Consider the following 14621-nt stretch of genomic DNA (forward strand, 5'->3'; position numbering starts at 1 on the left):
CGGGCCCGGCCCGCCCTCACCGGGGGGCAACCCCGCGGTTTGGACACGACCGTGGGTCGTGACCCTCGTGGTGCCGGCCATTGGCCGGCCCACGTGATGCTCAACGTACTCAACTGCCGTCGCCACGCCATTTTCCTCGGCCATCGCCCGCCCCAACGCCGCCGCGCGCTCCCGCGTCTGCGTCAACTCCGCAAACCCGATCGCCCGCTCAAGCGAAGCTTCATCCAACCGCTTCACCGACAACGGCTCCGGTGCCAGGCCCAGATTCCACAACCGCCGCGCCCAGAACAACTGATCCGCCGCAAACGGCATCACCAGCGAGGGTACCCCCGCACGACACGCCGAGTGCGTGGTCCCGCTCCCGCCGTGATGAATGACAAACGCACAGCGCGGAAACAGCGCCTCATGCGGCACCGATCCCACCACGAACACATTCGGCGGCAGCGGCATGTCCGGAAGCCCGACCCACCCCGGCGACAACAGCACCCGGCGCGGTGCCAACGCACCGAGCAGTGCAGGCAGCACCTGTTCGCGATCAAACCCGGTCATGCTGCCAAAGCCCAGATAGACCGGAGCAGGGCCTGCATCCAGAAATGTCTGCAGCGCCGCATCAGGCGTCCAGCCCATGTCAGGCGCTCGCCACTGCCCGCACACCTGATGATCGGCCGGCCAGTCCGCCGGTTGTGGCAGCAGACTCGGCGATATCCCATACAGCATCGGCACATCGCGCCACAGCGTTCGCCGTGGCGGCATGCCCATCGCCTCGCGTGCGTCATTGATCGGCCGCTTGAAAGTCCGCCACACTGCATGGTTCACCGCACTGTAGCTCCACCGGTTCAACAGGCCGGGCAAGCGCAGGCGCGGTAGAAACGGCGTAGCGAAGGCGCGAGTAGGGGTCAGCGGAATCATCCCCAGTCCGATCACCGGTATTCCATGCCGTTCGGCCACGCTCATGCCCACAAACGCGGCTAGCCCACCGGTCAGCACCGCATCGCACCCCACCGCCGCGGCATCGGCCTGGCGCATCCACTCCGGCACATGCCGCGCCGCCATCCGCGCCAACCCGCGCGCAGCCGCGCCCAGGTCATTACCGCGCGACACCAGCGCCACCACCTCGTCATGGATGTCGCCCTCCAGCGCCGCATGCGGCACCCCCAGCACCCGCGCCGATTCCAGCGTGCCGCCTTCGGCCAGCAGCATCACCTCGTGCCCCGCCTGCATCAGCCCATGGCACAGCATCACCAGCGGCCGGGTGTCGCCTTCGGTCCCGTAGGTCACGACCAGAAATCGCATGAGCAGATCCGTTGTGGGGGAACCCGAGTATCCACATTCAGCCTTCCCCTGTGGATAACCCCTTGCGCCGACTGACCTGGCCGTGCATAATGCGCGGCTCGCTGTGCCCGGTTTTGACCTGGCTGGCGGCCGGGAACACGTCCTCCGGCTCGCCTTCGACAGCGTAACCCTTTGATTCTCTTGACGTGTGGCGGGTCACCGCCGAGGCCGCCGTCGCCCGGGCTATGGGCTGACAATGACTACTATCGAGGTGCGCAATGTCCCGTAAATGCCAGGTGTCCGGCAAGGGAGTGCAGACGGGTAACAACGTCTCGCACGCCAACAACAAGACCCGTCGTCGTTTCCTGCCGAACCTGCACGAACGTCGCTTCTGGGTTGCCAGCGAAAACCGCTGGGTGAAGCTTCGTGTTTCCGCGCATGCACTGCGCACCATCGACAAGAACGGCATTGATTCCGTTCTGGCTGAGCTGCGTTCGCGCGGCGAAAAGGTCTGAGGAGTAAACGATCATGGCAGGCAAGCGCGATAAGGTCCGTATGATTTCGACCGCCGGTACCGGTCACTTCTACACCACCGACAAGAACAAGAAGAACACCCCGGGGAAGATGGAATTCTCCAAGTACGATCCGGTCGTGCGTAAGCACGTCCCGTACAAGGAAGGCAAGATCAAGTAATCCACCCGGATTACCCGATCCCCGCGAAAAACCCGCCGCAAGGCGGGTTTTTTGTTGGCCGGTTTTCCATCACATCGTCCGTGGCACACTGGCCCCACCTCCAGGCGGGCGACACAATGCTGTTCGAATGGGTGCTGGGCTCATGGCTGCTGCTGCTCGACTGGCTGATCCGGCTGGCCGCGCTGTTCTGGATTCCCACCCGCACCACGCCCGGGGCGGCCCGCAGCTGGTTGCTGCTGGTTGGCTTCGTGCCCCTGCTGGGGCTGCCGGCCTACCTGCTGTTCGGCCATCCTTGGCTGTCGCGCCAGCGCGTGCAGCGCCAGGCCGAAGCCTCCCAGGTCATCCGAGAGGAACAGGGGCTGCAGCGCCTGCTGCGCTGGAATCCGCCCAAAGACACCGCCATTGCCGAAGTCGTCCCGCTGGTCGAACGCCAAGGCGACTTCATGCCCGTGCACGGCAACGCGGTTGAGCTGCATACCGACTACGACCACTCCCTGCAGGCCCTGCTCGCCGACATCGACCAGGCCCGCGAGCGCGTCCACCTGCTGTACTACCTGATGTTCGACGACGCCGTCGGCGAAGCCGTCGCCGACGCCCTGCAGCGCGCCGCCGCCCGTGGCGTGCACTGCCGCCTGCTGCTCGACGCGGTCGGGGCCAAGCGCGGTCTGCGCCGTTACCGTCACCGCCTGCAGGCGGTCGGAGTCGACGTGCGCGCCATGCTGCCCGGTGGTCTGCGCTGGCGGCGCAGCGGTCGCATGGACCTGCGCAACCACCGCAAGATCGCCGTCATCGACAACAAGGTCGCCTACGTCGGCTCGCAGAACCTGGCCCAGGCCGGTTTCGTGCCCGGCTTCTCCAATCGGGAACTGGTCGCCCGCGTGCGCGGTCCGGCCGTCGCCCACCTAGAAGCCGTGTTCGCCAGCGACTGGTACATCGAGACCGGGCAGCGTCTGGACGTGATGGCCAGCGTGCCCGTCTGCGCCGCCGACATGCCCACCCAGCTGCTGCCGAGCGGTCCCGCCTATCCCTACAGCAATGCGCGCGATGCCGTGAACGCCTTGATCCATCTGGCGCGTCGCCGCATCGTCCTGGTCACCCCGTATTTCGTGCCCGACGAAGCCACCCTCAGTGCGCTGCGCATTGCCGCGCTCTCCGGCGTCAAGGTGCAGCTCATTCTGTCGGCCAGCAACAACCAGCGGCTCACCGCGTGGGCGCAGGAGGCCTACTACGACGAGCTGCTGCGCTGTGGCGTGCGCATCGCCCTGTACAAGCCGCATTTCCTGCACGCCAAGCACCTCACCGTGGACGACGACATCGCCTTGCTCGGTTCGATCAATCTCGACATCCGCTCGTTCGCATTGAACGCCGAAATCGGCCTGCTCTGCTATGACGCGCGCATGGTGCGGCAGCTTGTCCATATCGAAGACGACTACCTCAAGCACGCCACGCAGCTGGATCTGCGCAGCTGGCGTGAGCGCCCCGCATGGAAGCGATCACGCGAAGGCATCGCGCGGCTCGCTGATGCGCTGATGTAGCGCAGGGCAGAGTCAGGGAGCATCGCAGCGCATGGCCTACAATGCCCGTATGACGGAAATCCAGCCTTCCTGCCAGGTGGACCTGGCCATCATCGGTGGCGGTGCCGCTGGCGTGCTCACCGCGATCAACGCGCTGCGCGCGGCAGCACCTGGCCAGCGCATTGCGCTGTTCGAGCCGGCTTCCACGCTGGCGCAGGGCATTGCCTACGCCACGCCGTGGCCCGAGCACCTGCTCAACGTGCCGGTCGGCAAGATGAGCGGATTCCCCGAGCAACCCGGCGATTTCCTCGACCATCTTCGCGCGCGCGGCGAAGCGCCCGATGCCACGCTGGCCGAGCAGTATGTGCCACGCCTGGATTACGCCGATTACCTGCAGCAGCGCCTGACCCAAGCAGAAGCCGCCAGCGCCGGCAGCCTGCAGGTTGTCCACGATGCAGTTGTTTCGTTGCAGCCGCAGTCCGGCGGGCATCGGCTGCAGCAGGCAGAAGGCGAAAGCTGGCAGGCCGCGCAGGTGGTACTGGCCTGTGGCAACAGCATGCGCCCGCTGCCACTGCCCGCCGGCAACGCCCTGCCGCCCGGCAGGGTGGTGGACGCTTGGGACTACGACGGCGTGCGCATGCTGGCAGGCGACCAGGACCTGGCCATCATCGGTTCCGGCTTGAGCATGGCCGACTGTGTGGTCTCGCTGCTGTCGGCGGGCCATCGCGGCCGCATTCATGTGCTGTCGCGGCATGCATTGCTGCCGCTGCCGCACGCGCATGGCGGCAGCGCCGACTTCGATCCGCAGCCGTTGCTGCAGCTGCCCCTGCGGGCGCGCATGCGCCAGTTGCGCGCCCACGTGCGCGCCGCGCATGCACAGGGTCTGCCGTGGCAGGCGGTGATGGATCGCATCCGCCCGCTGGGTCAGGCGCTGTGGCGCAGCCTGGATGCCGCTGACCAGCGCCGCTTCCTGCGTCATGTGGTGCGTTACTGGGACGTGCACCGCCACCGCATCGCCGAGTCCGTGCACGCGCAGTTGGCCACGGCCGAACAGAGCGGCCAACTGCAGCGCCATCGCGCGCGACTGGATGCCGTGCTGGTGCAGGACGCCACGCTTCAAGTGCACGGGCGCGGCACGCCGCCGTTCAACGTCGGTGCGCTGATCAACGCCACCGGCGTGGAGATCCGCGCACTGGGCCTGCGCAATCCGGTGCTGCAACAGCTGCTGGCCGACGGCCATGCGCGCCCCGGCCCACACGGGCTGGGTCTGGACGCCGATCCGGACAGCGGCCAGCTGCATGACGCCCACGGCATGCCGCAACCCGGCCTGTGGCTGGTGGGCAGCCTGCGCATCGGTACCTTGTGGGAAAGCCTGGCCATTCCCGAACTGCGCGTGCAGGCGCAACAGGCCGCGCGCGCCACGATTGGCTGAACCCGTTGCGTGCGCTGCCCCGGCGCGCCACTGGCCGGGGTAAAATGGCGTCATGGATGTCTCCCACCTGCTCGACGGGCTCAACCCCGCCCAGCGCGAGGCCGTGTCCGCCCCGCCCGGCCACCATCTGGTGTTGGCCGGTGCCGGTTCCGGCAAGACCCGCGTACTGACCCACCGCATCGCCTGGCTGCATGAAGTCTTCGGCGTGCCTACCCATGGCATTTTCGCGGTCACCTTCACCAACAAGGCCGCCGGCGAAATGCGCCACCGCATCGACGCGCAGCTGCCGCACGGCAGCCGTGGCATGTGGATCGGCACCTTCCACGGACTGGCCCACCGCCTGCTGCGCCTGCACTTCGCCGAAGCCAAGCTGCCTGACAGCTTCCAGGTGCTGGACTCGGACGACCAGCTGCGACTGGTCAAGCGCGTCGTGCAGCAGCTGGAGATCGACGACAGCAAGTACCCGCCCAAGCAGATTGCCTGGTGGATCAACGAGCAGAAAGACGAAGGCCGCCGTCCGCAACACATCCAGCCCGAACCCAGCGACCACTGGCTGGAGACGATGCGCCAGGCCTACGCCGCCTACCAGGAGCGCTGCGACCGTGCTGGCCTGGTGGACTTTGCCGAGCTGTTGCTGCGCGCCCATGAGCTGCTGCGCGACAACCCCGCACTGCTGGCGCATTACCGTTCGCGCTTCCGCGAAATCCTGGTCGACGAATTCCAGGACACCAACGCCATCCAGTACGCGTTCGTGCGCGTGCTGGCCGGTGACAGCGGCCACGTCTTCGTGGTCGGCGACGACGACCAGGCCATCTACGGCTGGCGCGGTGCCAAGGTGGAAAACGTCCAGCGCTTCCTGAAAGACTTCCCGGGTGCGCAGACCGTGCGCCTGGAGCAGAACTACCGTTCCAGCGCCAACATCCTCGGCGCGGCCAATGCGGTGATCGCGCACAACCCCGACCGCATCGGCAAGGAACTGTGGACCGACAGCGGCGACGGTGAACCCATCGATCTGTATGCGGCCTACAACGAAATGGACGAAGCGCGCTATGTGGTCGAACGCGCCCGCCAGTGGGTCCGCGACGGTGGCAGCTACGCCGACGCCGCTGTGCTTTACCGCAGCAATGCGCAGTCCCGTGCGTTTGAAGAAGCGCTGATCTCCGAGCAGGTGCCGTACCGCGTGTACGGCGGCATGCGCTTCTTCGAGCGTGCCGAAATCAAGGACGCACTGGCCTATCTGCGTCTGATGACCAACCGCGACGATGACGCTGCCTTCGAGCGCGCGGTGAACACGCCCACCCGTGGCATCGGCGACCGCACCCTCGACGAGGTGCGCCGGCTGGCCCGCAGCCAGGCCATTTCGCTGTGGGAAGCCACCATGCTCACCGCGCAGGGCAACGAACTGGCCGCGCGTGCGCGCAACGCGTTGGCCGGCTTCCTTACCCTCGTCAACCAGTTGCAGCATGAAGCCGGCGACATGACCCTGGCCGAGCGCATCGAGCATGTGCTGGTGCGCTCGGGCCTGCGCGAGCACTGGGCCAAGGAAAGCCGCAACACGCTCGATTCCGAATCACGTTCGGACAACCTGGACGAACTGATCTCGGTCGCCTCGCGCTTCACGCGTCGCGAGGACGACATCGAAGAAACCGGCGAGACCATGAGCGAGCTGGTCGCCTTCCTGTCCTACGCCTCGCTGGAGGCCGGCGAAGGCCAGGCCCAGGCAGGCGAGGAGGGCGTGCAGCTGATGACCCTGCACTCGGCCAAGGGTCTGGAGTTCCCGCTGGTGTTCCTGGCGGGCATGGAAGACGGTCTTTTCCCCAGTGCCCGCTCGCTGGAGGAAAGTGGCCGCCTGGAGGAAGAGCGTCGCCTGGCCTATGTGGGCATCACCCGCGCCCGGCAGAAGCTCGTGCTCAGCTACGCCGAGTCGCGCCGCATCCACGGCCAGGACAACTACAACGTGCCCTCGCGCTTCCTGCGCGAGATCCCGCGCGAACTGCTCAATGAGGTGCGGCCGAAGGTGCAGATCGCCCGCCCGGCCTCGCTGGGGGCCAACCGGGTCATGGGCCACACCGCCATCGAAGCCCCGCCGCTGAAGCTGGGAGCCATGGTCACCCACGCCCGGTTCGGCGAGGGCATGGTCACCGACTATGAAGGCAGCGGTGCGCACGCGCGCGTGCAGGTGGAGTTCGCCGAAGCCGGCAGCAAGTGGCTGGTGATGGCCTACGCCAACCTGACGGTGCTGTAACGCCGGGCTTTGCCCGGCGATCTCAACCGGCGCGACCGGTTCGTGTGATAAAACGTCGAACAACTTACGCCCCCTGCACGGATGAAAGGAGCTGACGATGTCGATGATGGGCAATCTTGTTTCGCTACCGGTGGCACGCCTGGAGACTCTGCTGGAGGATCCTTCAGGCGTGATTCCCTTCCTGGACGAGGAAGAGAGGGGAGCAGACGTACGTCATATCGACCTGGACAAGGCGTGGCATGCGTTGGACTTCCTATTGAACGGGGGTGCCGACACGGTCGAGGGGCCGCTGGCAGTAGCCGTGCTGGGTGGGCAGGAAATCGGCGAGGACATCGGTTACGGCCCGGCCTGCTGGATATCCGCCGAACAGGTCGCTGCCGTGGACGCCGCGCTGGCGCGGATTCCGGTCTCCGAGCTGCGCGCGCGATTTGATGGGGCTGCCATGGATGCTGCGGAAATCTACCCGAACATCTGGGAAGAAGAAGGCGAAGAAGGCCTTGATTACATATTGGAGTACCACGCTGACCTGGTGGCTTTCTATCGAGAAGCCGCCGCCAGTGGGCATGCCGTCCTTCGGTTCATCAACTGAAGCGCGCCACGGATTCAGGGGCTGCAATGAGTCGTAACGTCCTCTTCCTGTGCAGCCAGAACCGCCTGCGCAGCCCAACGGCCGAACAGGTATTCGCCGACTGGCCGGGCATTGAAACCGCCTCGGCTGGCCTGCTGGCCGACGCCGAGGTGCCGGTCAGCCCGGAGCTGCTGCAGTGGGCCGATATCATCTTCGTGATGGAGCGCGCCCACCGCAACCGGCTGTCCAGCCGTCACCGGCAGTGGTTGAACGGCAAGCGGATCATCTGCCTGGACATCCCGGATGACTACGACTTCATGGACCCGATGCTGGTCGAGCTGCTGAAGCGGAAAGTGCCACCCCACCTGCGCTGACCCGCGCCCCGTACAATGCTTCGCGACCACCCCCGGAACGCCGCCATGACCGACACGCCCTTCATCGTCACCCTCAAACTCAACGCCCGTCTGCAGCCCGAACACCGCCATGTGCTGTTCGAAGACCCGCTTGAGGGTCTGCTGGAAGGGGCAACGCTGGGCGAGATCGTTGGTGGCGGCACCGCACTCACGGACGACGGCGAAGTGGAATACGGCGACATCGAAGTCGCACTGAACAATGCCGACGACCTGCCCAAGATCATCGCGCTGATGGATCAGCTGGGCGCACCGAAGGGCTCGGTGGTGCAGCGCGCCGGCGCGCCCGACGAAGCGTTCGGCGTGACCGAAGGGCTGGGTCTGTACCTCAACGGCACCGACCTGCCGGACGAGGTGTACGAACAGTACGACTCCAACGAGCTGTTCGAGAAGATCGTGGCGAACATCGAAGGCGTGGGCGAAGTCTGCAGCTGGTGGCAGGGCCCGACCGAAACGGCGCTGTACCTGTATGGCAGCAGCTTCGATACGTTGAACGAACGCATCGCCGAGCTGGTAGCAACCTACCCGCTGTGCCAGGGTGCACGTGTGGTGCGCACCGCGTAATCACGTGGTGTGTCGCAATCGACCCAATTCCAACATTGGGCGGTGCTTCGCACCTCGCAGAAATGCGAATTTGCGTCACATTTTCAAACATCCGTAGCCGCGCCGTACGCATATTCAACTCACGCGCGCACGCCTACTGTCACAAGCGTTCCCGTATCACGCCGTGCCGATTGCGTCGCGGCGTTTGCTCGTGCGCCGGGAATCCGCCACGATTCTTTCGCAATTGGCTATGTCCGTTGTGGTTCGTCTCCTGCAAGGTAGTCCCCGGGGCGTAGAATCCCTGACCGATCAACAACGTTGTCCTGCGCCGGAACGTACGTCCAGCGTCGGGAGGGTGGCTAATAAAAGACCCCGCAAGGGGAAATACGCCCGCCGTTCTTTTCGAGTTGCTGATTGGTCACGGTTCTAACCTCCCGGCTCCCGCCATCCCGGCGGGAGCCGTACACCCCAGAGAGGTTTGCCATGCACAAGATCGGACCGGACGTACCCGTCATCAAACAACACCCCATGACCGCCATGCCACGTGGCGGCGACATCCCCCTACTGCACCCGGGGCAGATTCTGGTCGAAGACTTCATGCGCCCGCAGAAGCTCTCCAGTCGCGCCCTCGCCGAAGCGTTGCAGGTGTCGCACACCCGCATCGCCACCATCACCCGCGGTTCTACCGCCATCAGCGCCGATACGGCACTGCGTCTGGCGCACTATTTCGACACCTCGCCCTGGTTCTGGATGAACCTGCAGGTGCGCTTCGATCTGCAACTGGCCGAGCGCCAGGTGCCGCATCCTGCCGAGCGGATCGCGCCGTTGCCCGCGTTAGAGGATGCCGGCGAAGCTCCGATGCAGGGGTCGAAGGAGTGGGGCGTATGGTGAAGACGTCTTCGCGCCTGAAGGATTGATGTCCGGGCGGAGAGGCGCTTCTCCGCTACCGGTCATGCGTCACTCTGCCGATCACCGCTATCGACAGTCGTCTGTCGACCGACTCTACCAATGCGGATTGCGCGCGGCTTTGGCCACCCCGCGCGGGGATGCTCAGATGATGCGCGGAACACCCGGCTTGCGGTCTTCGTACGCTTCTCCATTCGCAATGATGGCCAACAAGTAGCTGAACTCGTTCGCGATGGGCAATCCGGCCCGGACTTCGGGCAGATACTCCGATCGGCTTTCAATGGAACTTTTGGCAAGGAGCAGGCACTGCAGTACCTGTTTGGATACCACGTGCTCTTCCTTGATCTGCACGGATTTGCCACGGAGATATCGCAACAGTGCCTCGAATGCCGGGGCATCGAACACCTCTGCAGCGAAGAGTCGTTCTACAGATCTGCGTTTCAGCTCATCCAGTTCCACATCAAAGTCGCTCGCCGCCATGTGTTTTCCGCTTCCTTGTGAGAGGGCGATCAGTATGCGATACCGGATGTGGCGAAAGGTAGGGTCGGTCGCCAGACGACCGCCGGTAGCATGGATTACTGCTTTAACGACAGAAGCTCGAGCGGAGAAGCGCTTCTCCGCTGCTGCGCACTGCTATCGGCATTCGTCTGGCGACCTGTACGACGCATACAACCTGATGGCAAAGTAATGCAGTTGCTCCCGGTGCAGTTCGACCGGGAGCATCTCGTTCAGTGCCTGCTATCAGAGGATTTCATGAAGAGGCCGTTACCCACTCCAGAGAACTTCCTGATCTGTGCAGCTGTTAGCTGGGTAGCAGTGAGCTTCATCGGAGCGCTGTTAGCCGACGCCGGCATATATGGTGCAAAAATCATCACTGAGGCGATGGCGTTCTTGCTCATGGTTGCGCTGTTCCCTGAAGAGCCGCGTAGGCCTTGGTCAGTAACAGTACTCGTTGTGGCACTCACCGTCGCAGCAGCGTTCTTTGCTGTGTGGCTGATTGTTTATGCGCTTCCTGATGCCAAGCGCCTCTCATTTCCAGATCCTCAACGCTTGAAGCGCATTGACATAGTTGCTGGATTCATAGGTGCCGCAGTTGTTTCGCCGCTATTTGAAGAGAAGCTGGCGAGACATCTTGCGCTCAGAGGAATCGAAGGCGTCACGCCGTCTTGGCTCTCGAGGTTGGTGTCGCCTCGAGTGCTTGCCATTCTCATTGTCTCAACAATATTTGCCTTGGCTCACAGCGATATGGCTATCCCCGCGTTCGCGTTCTCGCTTACGTTGAGCTGGCTCGCTCTGAAACATGAGTTTGGTCTATCGCAACGGGCGCTCCTGCACGGAATATACAATGCCGCATTATTGTCCTGGGTTCTAACCTATGGTTTCGGTGCCTACGCTGGATGATTCTGTGGTGAGCGGTAGGCTGGGTCGCCAGACGGCCGGCAGTAGCATGGATTACTGCCTTAACGACCGACATTTGGGCGAAGAAGCGCTTCTCCGTTACCGGTCATGCGTTACCCTGCCGATCACTGCTATCGGCAGTCGTCTTGCGACCGACTCTACCCCGGTCAGGTGCTGCGTAGTGACGCGCCATGCGCGTCTCCTCAGTCAGGCTCAGCTGTGCGCGCCGCGCACCTGTTCCCAGTCCAGGCCAAACCGTGCCAGGTACTTGCGCAGCCGGTCCGCATCGTTGGTGCTGGCGCGCTGGGTGCGTGACACGGCAAACAGCTCGCGGCCGGCCGCTGACAGCGACTTGGCCTGCGCACACACCCGGACCACGTCTTCCAGCTGGATCCGATCGAAACGGTCCAGTTCCTGTACCCCGTCACCCAGCAACGCATCCAGCGGGGAAGGGGTATCTCCGCCCGACCACTGCTGCCGCAATCGTGAAATCTCCTCTTCCACGCCTTCGGTCTGGATGCGCCCGGCATTGGCCAGCGTTGCCAACCGCATGACCGAGGCTCCGAGGTCGCGGAAGTTGCCGGTCCATGCGGCATCCGCACCCGTTGCGAAGGCAAGATAGCGCGCGCGGGCCTCGGCATTGAACCGCACCTGCTGGTGCTGCTCGCGCGAGAAACGCTCCAGTTCGAAGGCGAGGTTGGGCTCGATGTCTTCACGTCGCTGCGCCAGGCCGGGCAGCTGGTAGGTCCACAGGTTCAAGCGCGCCAGCAGGTCCTCGCGGAAACGCCCCGCACGCACGGCTGCCTGCAGGTCGCGGTTGGTGCCGGCGATCAGCTGGAAATCGCTCTCCACTTCGCGGTCGCTGCCGACCGGCAGGAAGCGCTTGTCTTCCAGTGCACGCAGCAGCATCGCCTGTTCGTCCAGTCCCAGCTCGCCGATCTCGTCCAGGAACAACAAGCCCTGATGGGCCGAACGGAGCAGACCGGCGCGGTCACTGGCGGCACCAGTGTAGGCACCCTTGGTGTGGCCAAACAGCGTGCTCATCGCGCCGTCGCCGCGCAGGGTGGCGCAGTTCACTTCGACGAAGCGACCTGGCAGCTGGTGCTTGAGTTTCTTCAGATCGAACACGCGCCGGGCGAGGTGGCTCTTGCCGGCACCGGTGGGGCCGGTCAGCAGCATCGGCGCGCGCGAGCGCGTGGCGACGATCTCGATCTGCTCGATCATCCGGTTGAAGGCCGCGTTACGGGTGGCGATGCCACTTTTGAGCAAGTCGCGGTCCTGCAGCTGCTGCTGCGCGAAACGCTGTGCGATGCGGTCGTAGCGAGAAAGGTCGAGATCAATCAGCGCATACGTGCCGGCCTGATCGCTTTCCTGCTTGCGCGGCGGCGAGGTCTGCAGCAGGCGGCCCGGGAAGTGACGGCTTTCCGTGAGCAGGAACCAGCAGATCTGGCTGACGTGGGTGCCGGTGGTGATGTGGAGGTAGTAGTCCTCCTCGTCCGGTGCGAACGGATAGGCGGCCAGGAAGTCATGCAGGCAGGCATAGACGCCTTCGAATTCCCACGGATCCGCCATGTACACGTCGTGCCGATGCACCTGAAGGTCCGGGGCCACCTGCACCAGGTCCTCGCAGACCTGCGTGGCGAGCTTGCCGAAGCGGCGCTCGTCCAGCAGCAGCTCCACGCGGTCCGGCACGAAGTCCTCGTGCATGCCCAGCGCGACCGTGGGCCGCCATTTCTCCCAGCGCTTGGGGCCCGAGCCGGTGTCGAGCTGGGTGCCGAGCATGCCGAACACCACCTGCCGCTTGTCCATGTATACATCCGTATAAATCAGGCGCGATCACTATATACAAAACCGGACCTTGGTGTGGCTGATCCAGCGGCGTGCCCGATAAAAACATAACTAAATCAATGCGATAACAAGCTTGCGCAAAAGTTGGCACGGGCATTGCTCTATACCCAGCAAGACACGACGCGGGCTGTTCCCGCCAAGGACGAAGCACATGGCCAACCTTTCTCTCTTCTCGCGGATGCGCGGCGCGGTGCTGCCGCAGGCGACCACCGTCAATGAAGCCGGTGGGCTGGCTTATAAGCGCGACCCGCGTGCGGCACTGGCGCTGTTCGCCGGCACGGGCTGCCTCAACAGCACCTTCTATAGCGACGCCGACAGCCAGCTGGAGCAGGTGCTGGCGCTGAGCGAGCAGCTCGAGCCGGGCTTCGTGGCGCGCACCGCAGTGTATGCACGCCAGAAGGCGCACATGAAGGACATGCCGGTGCTGCTGCTGGCACTGCTCAGCCTGCGTGATCCGGAATCGTTTGCCCGGGCCTTTCCGAAGGTGATCGACAACGGTCGCCAGCTGCGCACCTTCGTGCAGATCATGCGCAGCGGCCAGGTGGGCCGGCGCTCGCTGGGCTCGCTGCCCAAGCGGCTGGTGCGGCAGTGGGTGCAGCAGGCCTCGGCGGAAACGCTGGTGCGTGCGGCCATCGGTCAGCAGCCGTCGCTGGCGGACGTGATCCGCATGGTGCACCCCAAGCCGGCCGATGCCGGACGTGAGGCGCTGTACGCGTGGATCGTCGGTCGTCCGTATGCAGCCGATAAGCTGCCGGCGCTGCTGCAGGCATATGAAGCCTTCAAGCAGGCACCGGTGGGCACGCCGCCCGACCTGCCGTTCCAGTACTTCAGTGCGCTGTCGCTGGATACGGCGCAGTGGTCGATGCTGGCCCGCAACGCGTCCTGGCAGCAGCTGCGCATGAACCTCAACACCTTCGCACGCCACGGCGTGTTCGGTGACGAGGCGATGGTGCAGGCCATGGCCGCCAAGCTGCGGGACCCGGCGCAGATCCGCCGCGCCCGGGTGCTGCCGTACCAGCTGATGATGGCGTACCACGCTGCCAACGACCTGCCGCTGCCGATCCTGGAAGCGCTGCACGACGCCATGGAAGTGGCGACCGCGTCGGTGCCGGTATTGCAGGGTCGGGTGGTGGTGGCGGTGGACGTGTCCGGCTCGATGCAGTCGCCAGTGACCGGTTACCGCCAGGGCGCGACCACCGCGGCACGCTGCGTGGACGTGGCGGCGCTGATCGCGGCGTGTGTGCTGCGCGGGCAGCCGCAGGCCCAGGTGTTGCCGTTCGACACCGAGGTCCGGCACATCCGGGTCAACCCACGCGACAGCGTGATGACCCTGGCGCGCCAGCTGGCGATCAACGGTGGAGGTACGGCTGTCAGTGCGCCGCTGAAGTACCTCAACGCCAAGCGGGCGCAGGTGGACCTGCTGGTGCTGGTGTCGGACAACGAAAGCTGGCGCGACACCCGCGGTGGCGGTGGCACCGCCACGATGCGCGAGTGGGAGACGCTGAAGCAGCGTTGCCCGCAGGCGCGGCTGGTGTGCATCGACCTGCAGCCCACCACCAGCAGCCAGACCGTGCAGCGCCAGGACGTGCTGCACATCGGTGGCTTCAGCGATGCGGTGTTCGACCTGCTCGGGCAGGTGGCCAGCGCATCCGATGACGGGGCGGGCTGGGTGCAGCGCATCCAGGACCTGGCTTTGTAAGGCGACAGGACGTCGCCGCGGGACCGCCCGGCTGGCAATGGGGCCAGCCGGGCACGGCCCAGGAATTCCGTTTCAATGTTGGCCCGGCGAATG

The 14621-nt window shown here is 64.9% G+C and carries 14 protein-coding genes; 11 read left to right on the plus strand and 3 right to left on the minus strand.

Going from position 1 to position 14621, the window contains the following annotated elements; all coding sequences use genetic code 11:
* The coding region (locus QMX83_RS14780; RefSeq protein WP_282297409.1) for a glycosyltransferase at positions 1–1293 on the minus strand (1293 nt) is incomplete at its 3' end.
* A gap of 257 nt (positions 1294–1550) precedes the next feature.
* On the opposite strand from QMX83_RS14780, the gene rpmB reads away from it, so the two are divergent.
* From rpmB to QMX83_RS14825, 9 genes are all read left to right on the plus strand, one after another.
* Positions 1551–1787 carry a 50S ribosomal protein L28 gene (gene rpmB, locus QMX83_RS14785; protein ID WP_125362384.1) on the plus strand — a complete coding sequence of 79 codons (237 nt, stop codon included), beginning with the start codon at positions 1551–1553 and terminating at the stop codon, positions 1785–1787.
* Positions 1788–1797: 10 nt separating this feature from the next.
* Positions 1798–1965 (plus strand): 50S ribosomal protein L33, encoded by a 168-nt coding sequence (rpmG, locus tag QMX83_RS14790; protein ID WP_170272460.1) that lies wholly within the window; start codon positions 1798–1800, stop codon positions 1963–1965.
* A gap of 116 nt (positions 1966–2081) precedes the next feature.
* Positions 2082–3500, plus strand: coding sequence for a cardiolipin synthase (cls, locus tag QMX83_RS14795; protein ID WP_282297410.1), 1419 nt, complete (start codon positions 2082–2084; stop codon positions 3498–3500).
* 31 nt (positions 3501–3531) lie between these two features.
* Positions 3532–4911, plus strand: a complete 1380-nt coding sequence (locus QMX83_RS14800) for an FAD/NAD(P)-binding protein (protein WP_282297411.1) — start codon at positions 3532–3534, stop codon at positions 4909–4911.
* Positions 4912–4963: 52 nt separating this feature from the next.
* Positions 4964–7156, plus strand: a complete 2193-nt coding sequence (gene uvrD, locus QMX83_RS14805) for a DNA helicase II (RefSeq protein ID WP_282297412.1) — start codon at positions 4964–4966, stop codon at positions 7154–7156.
* Positions 7157–7253: 97 nt separating this feature from the next.
* A complete protein-coding gene (locus QMX83_RS14810) occupies positions 7254–7745 on the plus strand; it encodes a YfbM family protein (protein WP_282297413.1) in 492 nt (163 codons plus the stop codon).
* A gap of 26 nt (positions 7746–7771) precedes the next feature.
* The gene (locus QMX83_RS14815) at positions 7772–8098 is read left to right on the plus strand and encodes a low molecular weight protein tyrosine phosphatase family protein (RefSeq protein WP_282297414.1); all 327 of its coding nucleotides are present in this window, start codon (positions 7772–7774) and stop codon (positions 8096–8098) included.
* Positions 8099–8143: 45 nt separating this feature from the next.
* The gene (locus tag QMX83_RS14820) at positions 8144–8698 is read left to right on the plus strand and encodes a hypothetical protein (protein ID WP_282297415.1); all 555 of its coding nucleotides are present in this window, start codon (positions 8144–8146) and stop codon (positions 8696–8698) included.
* A gap of 462 nt (positions 8699–9160) precedes the next feature.
* Complete coding sequence (locus QMX83_RS14825; protein WP_282297416.1) at positions 9161–9568, plus strand: HigA family addiction module antitoxin; 408 nt, start codon at positions 9161–9163, stop codon at positions 9566–9568.
* Between the two features lie 159 nt (positions 9569–9727).
* On the opposite strand, the gene QMX83_RS14830 is transcribed toward QMX83_RS14825, so the two are convergent.
* Entirely contained in the window at positions 9728–10063 is a 336-nt protein-coding gene (locus QMX83_RS14830; RefSeq protein WP_282297417.1) for a hypothetical protein, read from the minus strand.
* Between the two features lie 207 nt (positions 10064–10270).
* Here QMX83_RS14830 and QMX83_RS14835 point away from each other — a divergent pair, with 207 nt between their 5' ends.
* Entirely contained in the window at positions 10271–10984 is a 714-nt protein-coding gene (locus QMX83_RS14835; RefSeq protein ID WP_282297418.1) for a CPBP family glutamic-type intramembrane protease, read from the plus strand.
* Between the two features lie 210 nt (positions 10985–11194).
* Here QMX83_RS14835 and rtcR read toward each other — a convergent pair whose 3' ends face one another.
* Positions 11195–12790 (minus strand): RNA repair transcriptional activator RtcR, encoded by a 1596-nt coding sequence (gene rtcR / locus QMX83_RS14840; RefSeq protein WP_282297419.1) that lies wholly within the window; start codon positions 12788–12790, stop codon positions 11195–11197.
* 190 nt (positions 12791–12980) lie between these two features.
* On the opposite strand from rtcR, the gene QMX83_RS14845 reads away from it, so the two are divergent.
* A complete protein-coding gene (locus QMX83_RS14845) occupies positions 12981–14528 on the plus strand; it encodes an RNA-binding protein (RefSeq protein WP_282297420.1) in 1548 nt (515 codons plus the stop codon).
* Positions 14529–14621: the final 93 nt, after the last annotated feature.

Origin of the sequence: Stenotrophomonas sp. PS02289 (genome assembly GCF_029960115.1) — a bacterium.
Classification (GTDB): Bacteria; Pseudomonadota; Gammaproteobacteria; order Xanthomonadales; family Xanthomonadaceae; genus Stenotrophomonas.

Excerpts from the sequence above, each read along its gene's own strand:
- rpmB (WP_125362384.1), top strand. The coding sequence starts at position 1,551 with ATGTCCCGTAAATGCCAGGTGTCCGGCAAGGGAGTGCAGACGGGTAAC.
- cls (WP_282297410.1), top strand. The coding sequence starts at position 2,082 with ATGCTGTTCGAATGGGTGCTGGGCTCATGGCTGCTGCTGCTCGACTGG.
- QMX83_RS14800 (WP_282297411.1), top strand. The coding sequence starts at position 3,532 with ATGGCCTACAATGCCCGTATGACGGAAATCCAGCCTTCCTGCCAGGTG.
- uvrD (WP_282297412.1), top strand. The coding sequence starts at position 4,964 with ATGGATGTCTCCCACCTGCTCGACGGGCTCAACCCCGCCCAGCGCGAG.
- QMX83_RS14810 (WP_282297413.1), top strand. The coding sequence starts at position 7,254 with ATGTCGATGATGGGCAATCTTGTTTCGCTACCGGTGGCACGCCTGGAG.
- QMX83_RS14815 (WP_282297414.1), top strand. The coding sequence starts at position 7,772 with ATGAGTCGTAACGTCCTCTTCCTGTGCAGCCAGAACCGCCTGCGCAGC.
- QMX83_RS14820 (WP_282297415.1), top strand. The coding sequence starts at position 8,144 with ATGACCGACACGCCCTTCATCGTCACCCTCAAACTCAACGCCCGTCTG.
- QMX83_RS14825 (WP_282297416.1), top strand. The coding sequence starts at position 9,161 with ATGCACAAGATCGGACCGGACGTACCCGTCATCAAACAACACCCCATG.
- QMX83_RS14830 (WP_282297417.1), bottom strand. The coding sequence starts at position 10,063 with ATGGCGGCGAGCGACTTTGATGTGGAACTGGATGAGCTGAAACGCAGA.
- QMX83_RS14835 (WP_282297418.1), top strand. The coding sequence starts at position 10,271 with ATGCAGTTGCTCCCGGTGCAGTTCGACCGGGAGCATCTCGTTCAGTGC.
- rtcR (WP_282297419.1), bottom strand. The coding sequence starts at position 12,790 with ATGGACAAGCGGCAGGTGGTGTTCGGCATGCTCGGCACCCAGCTCGAC.
- QMX83_RS14845 (WP_282297420.1), top strand. The coding sequence starts at position 12,981 with ATGGCCAACCTTTCTCTCTTCTCGCGGATGCGCGGCGCGGTGCTGCCG.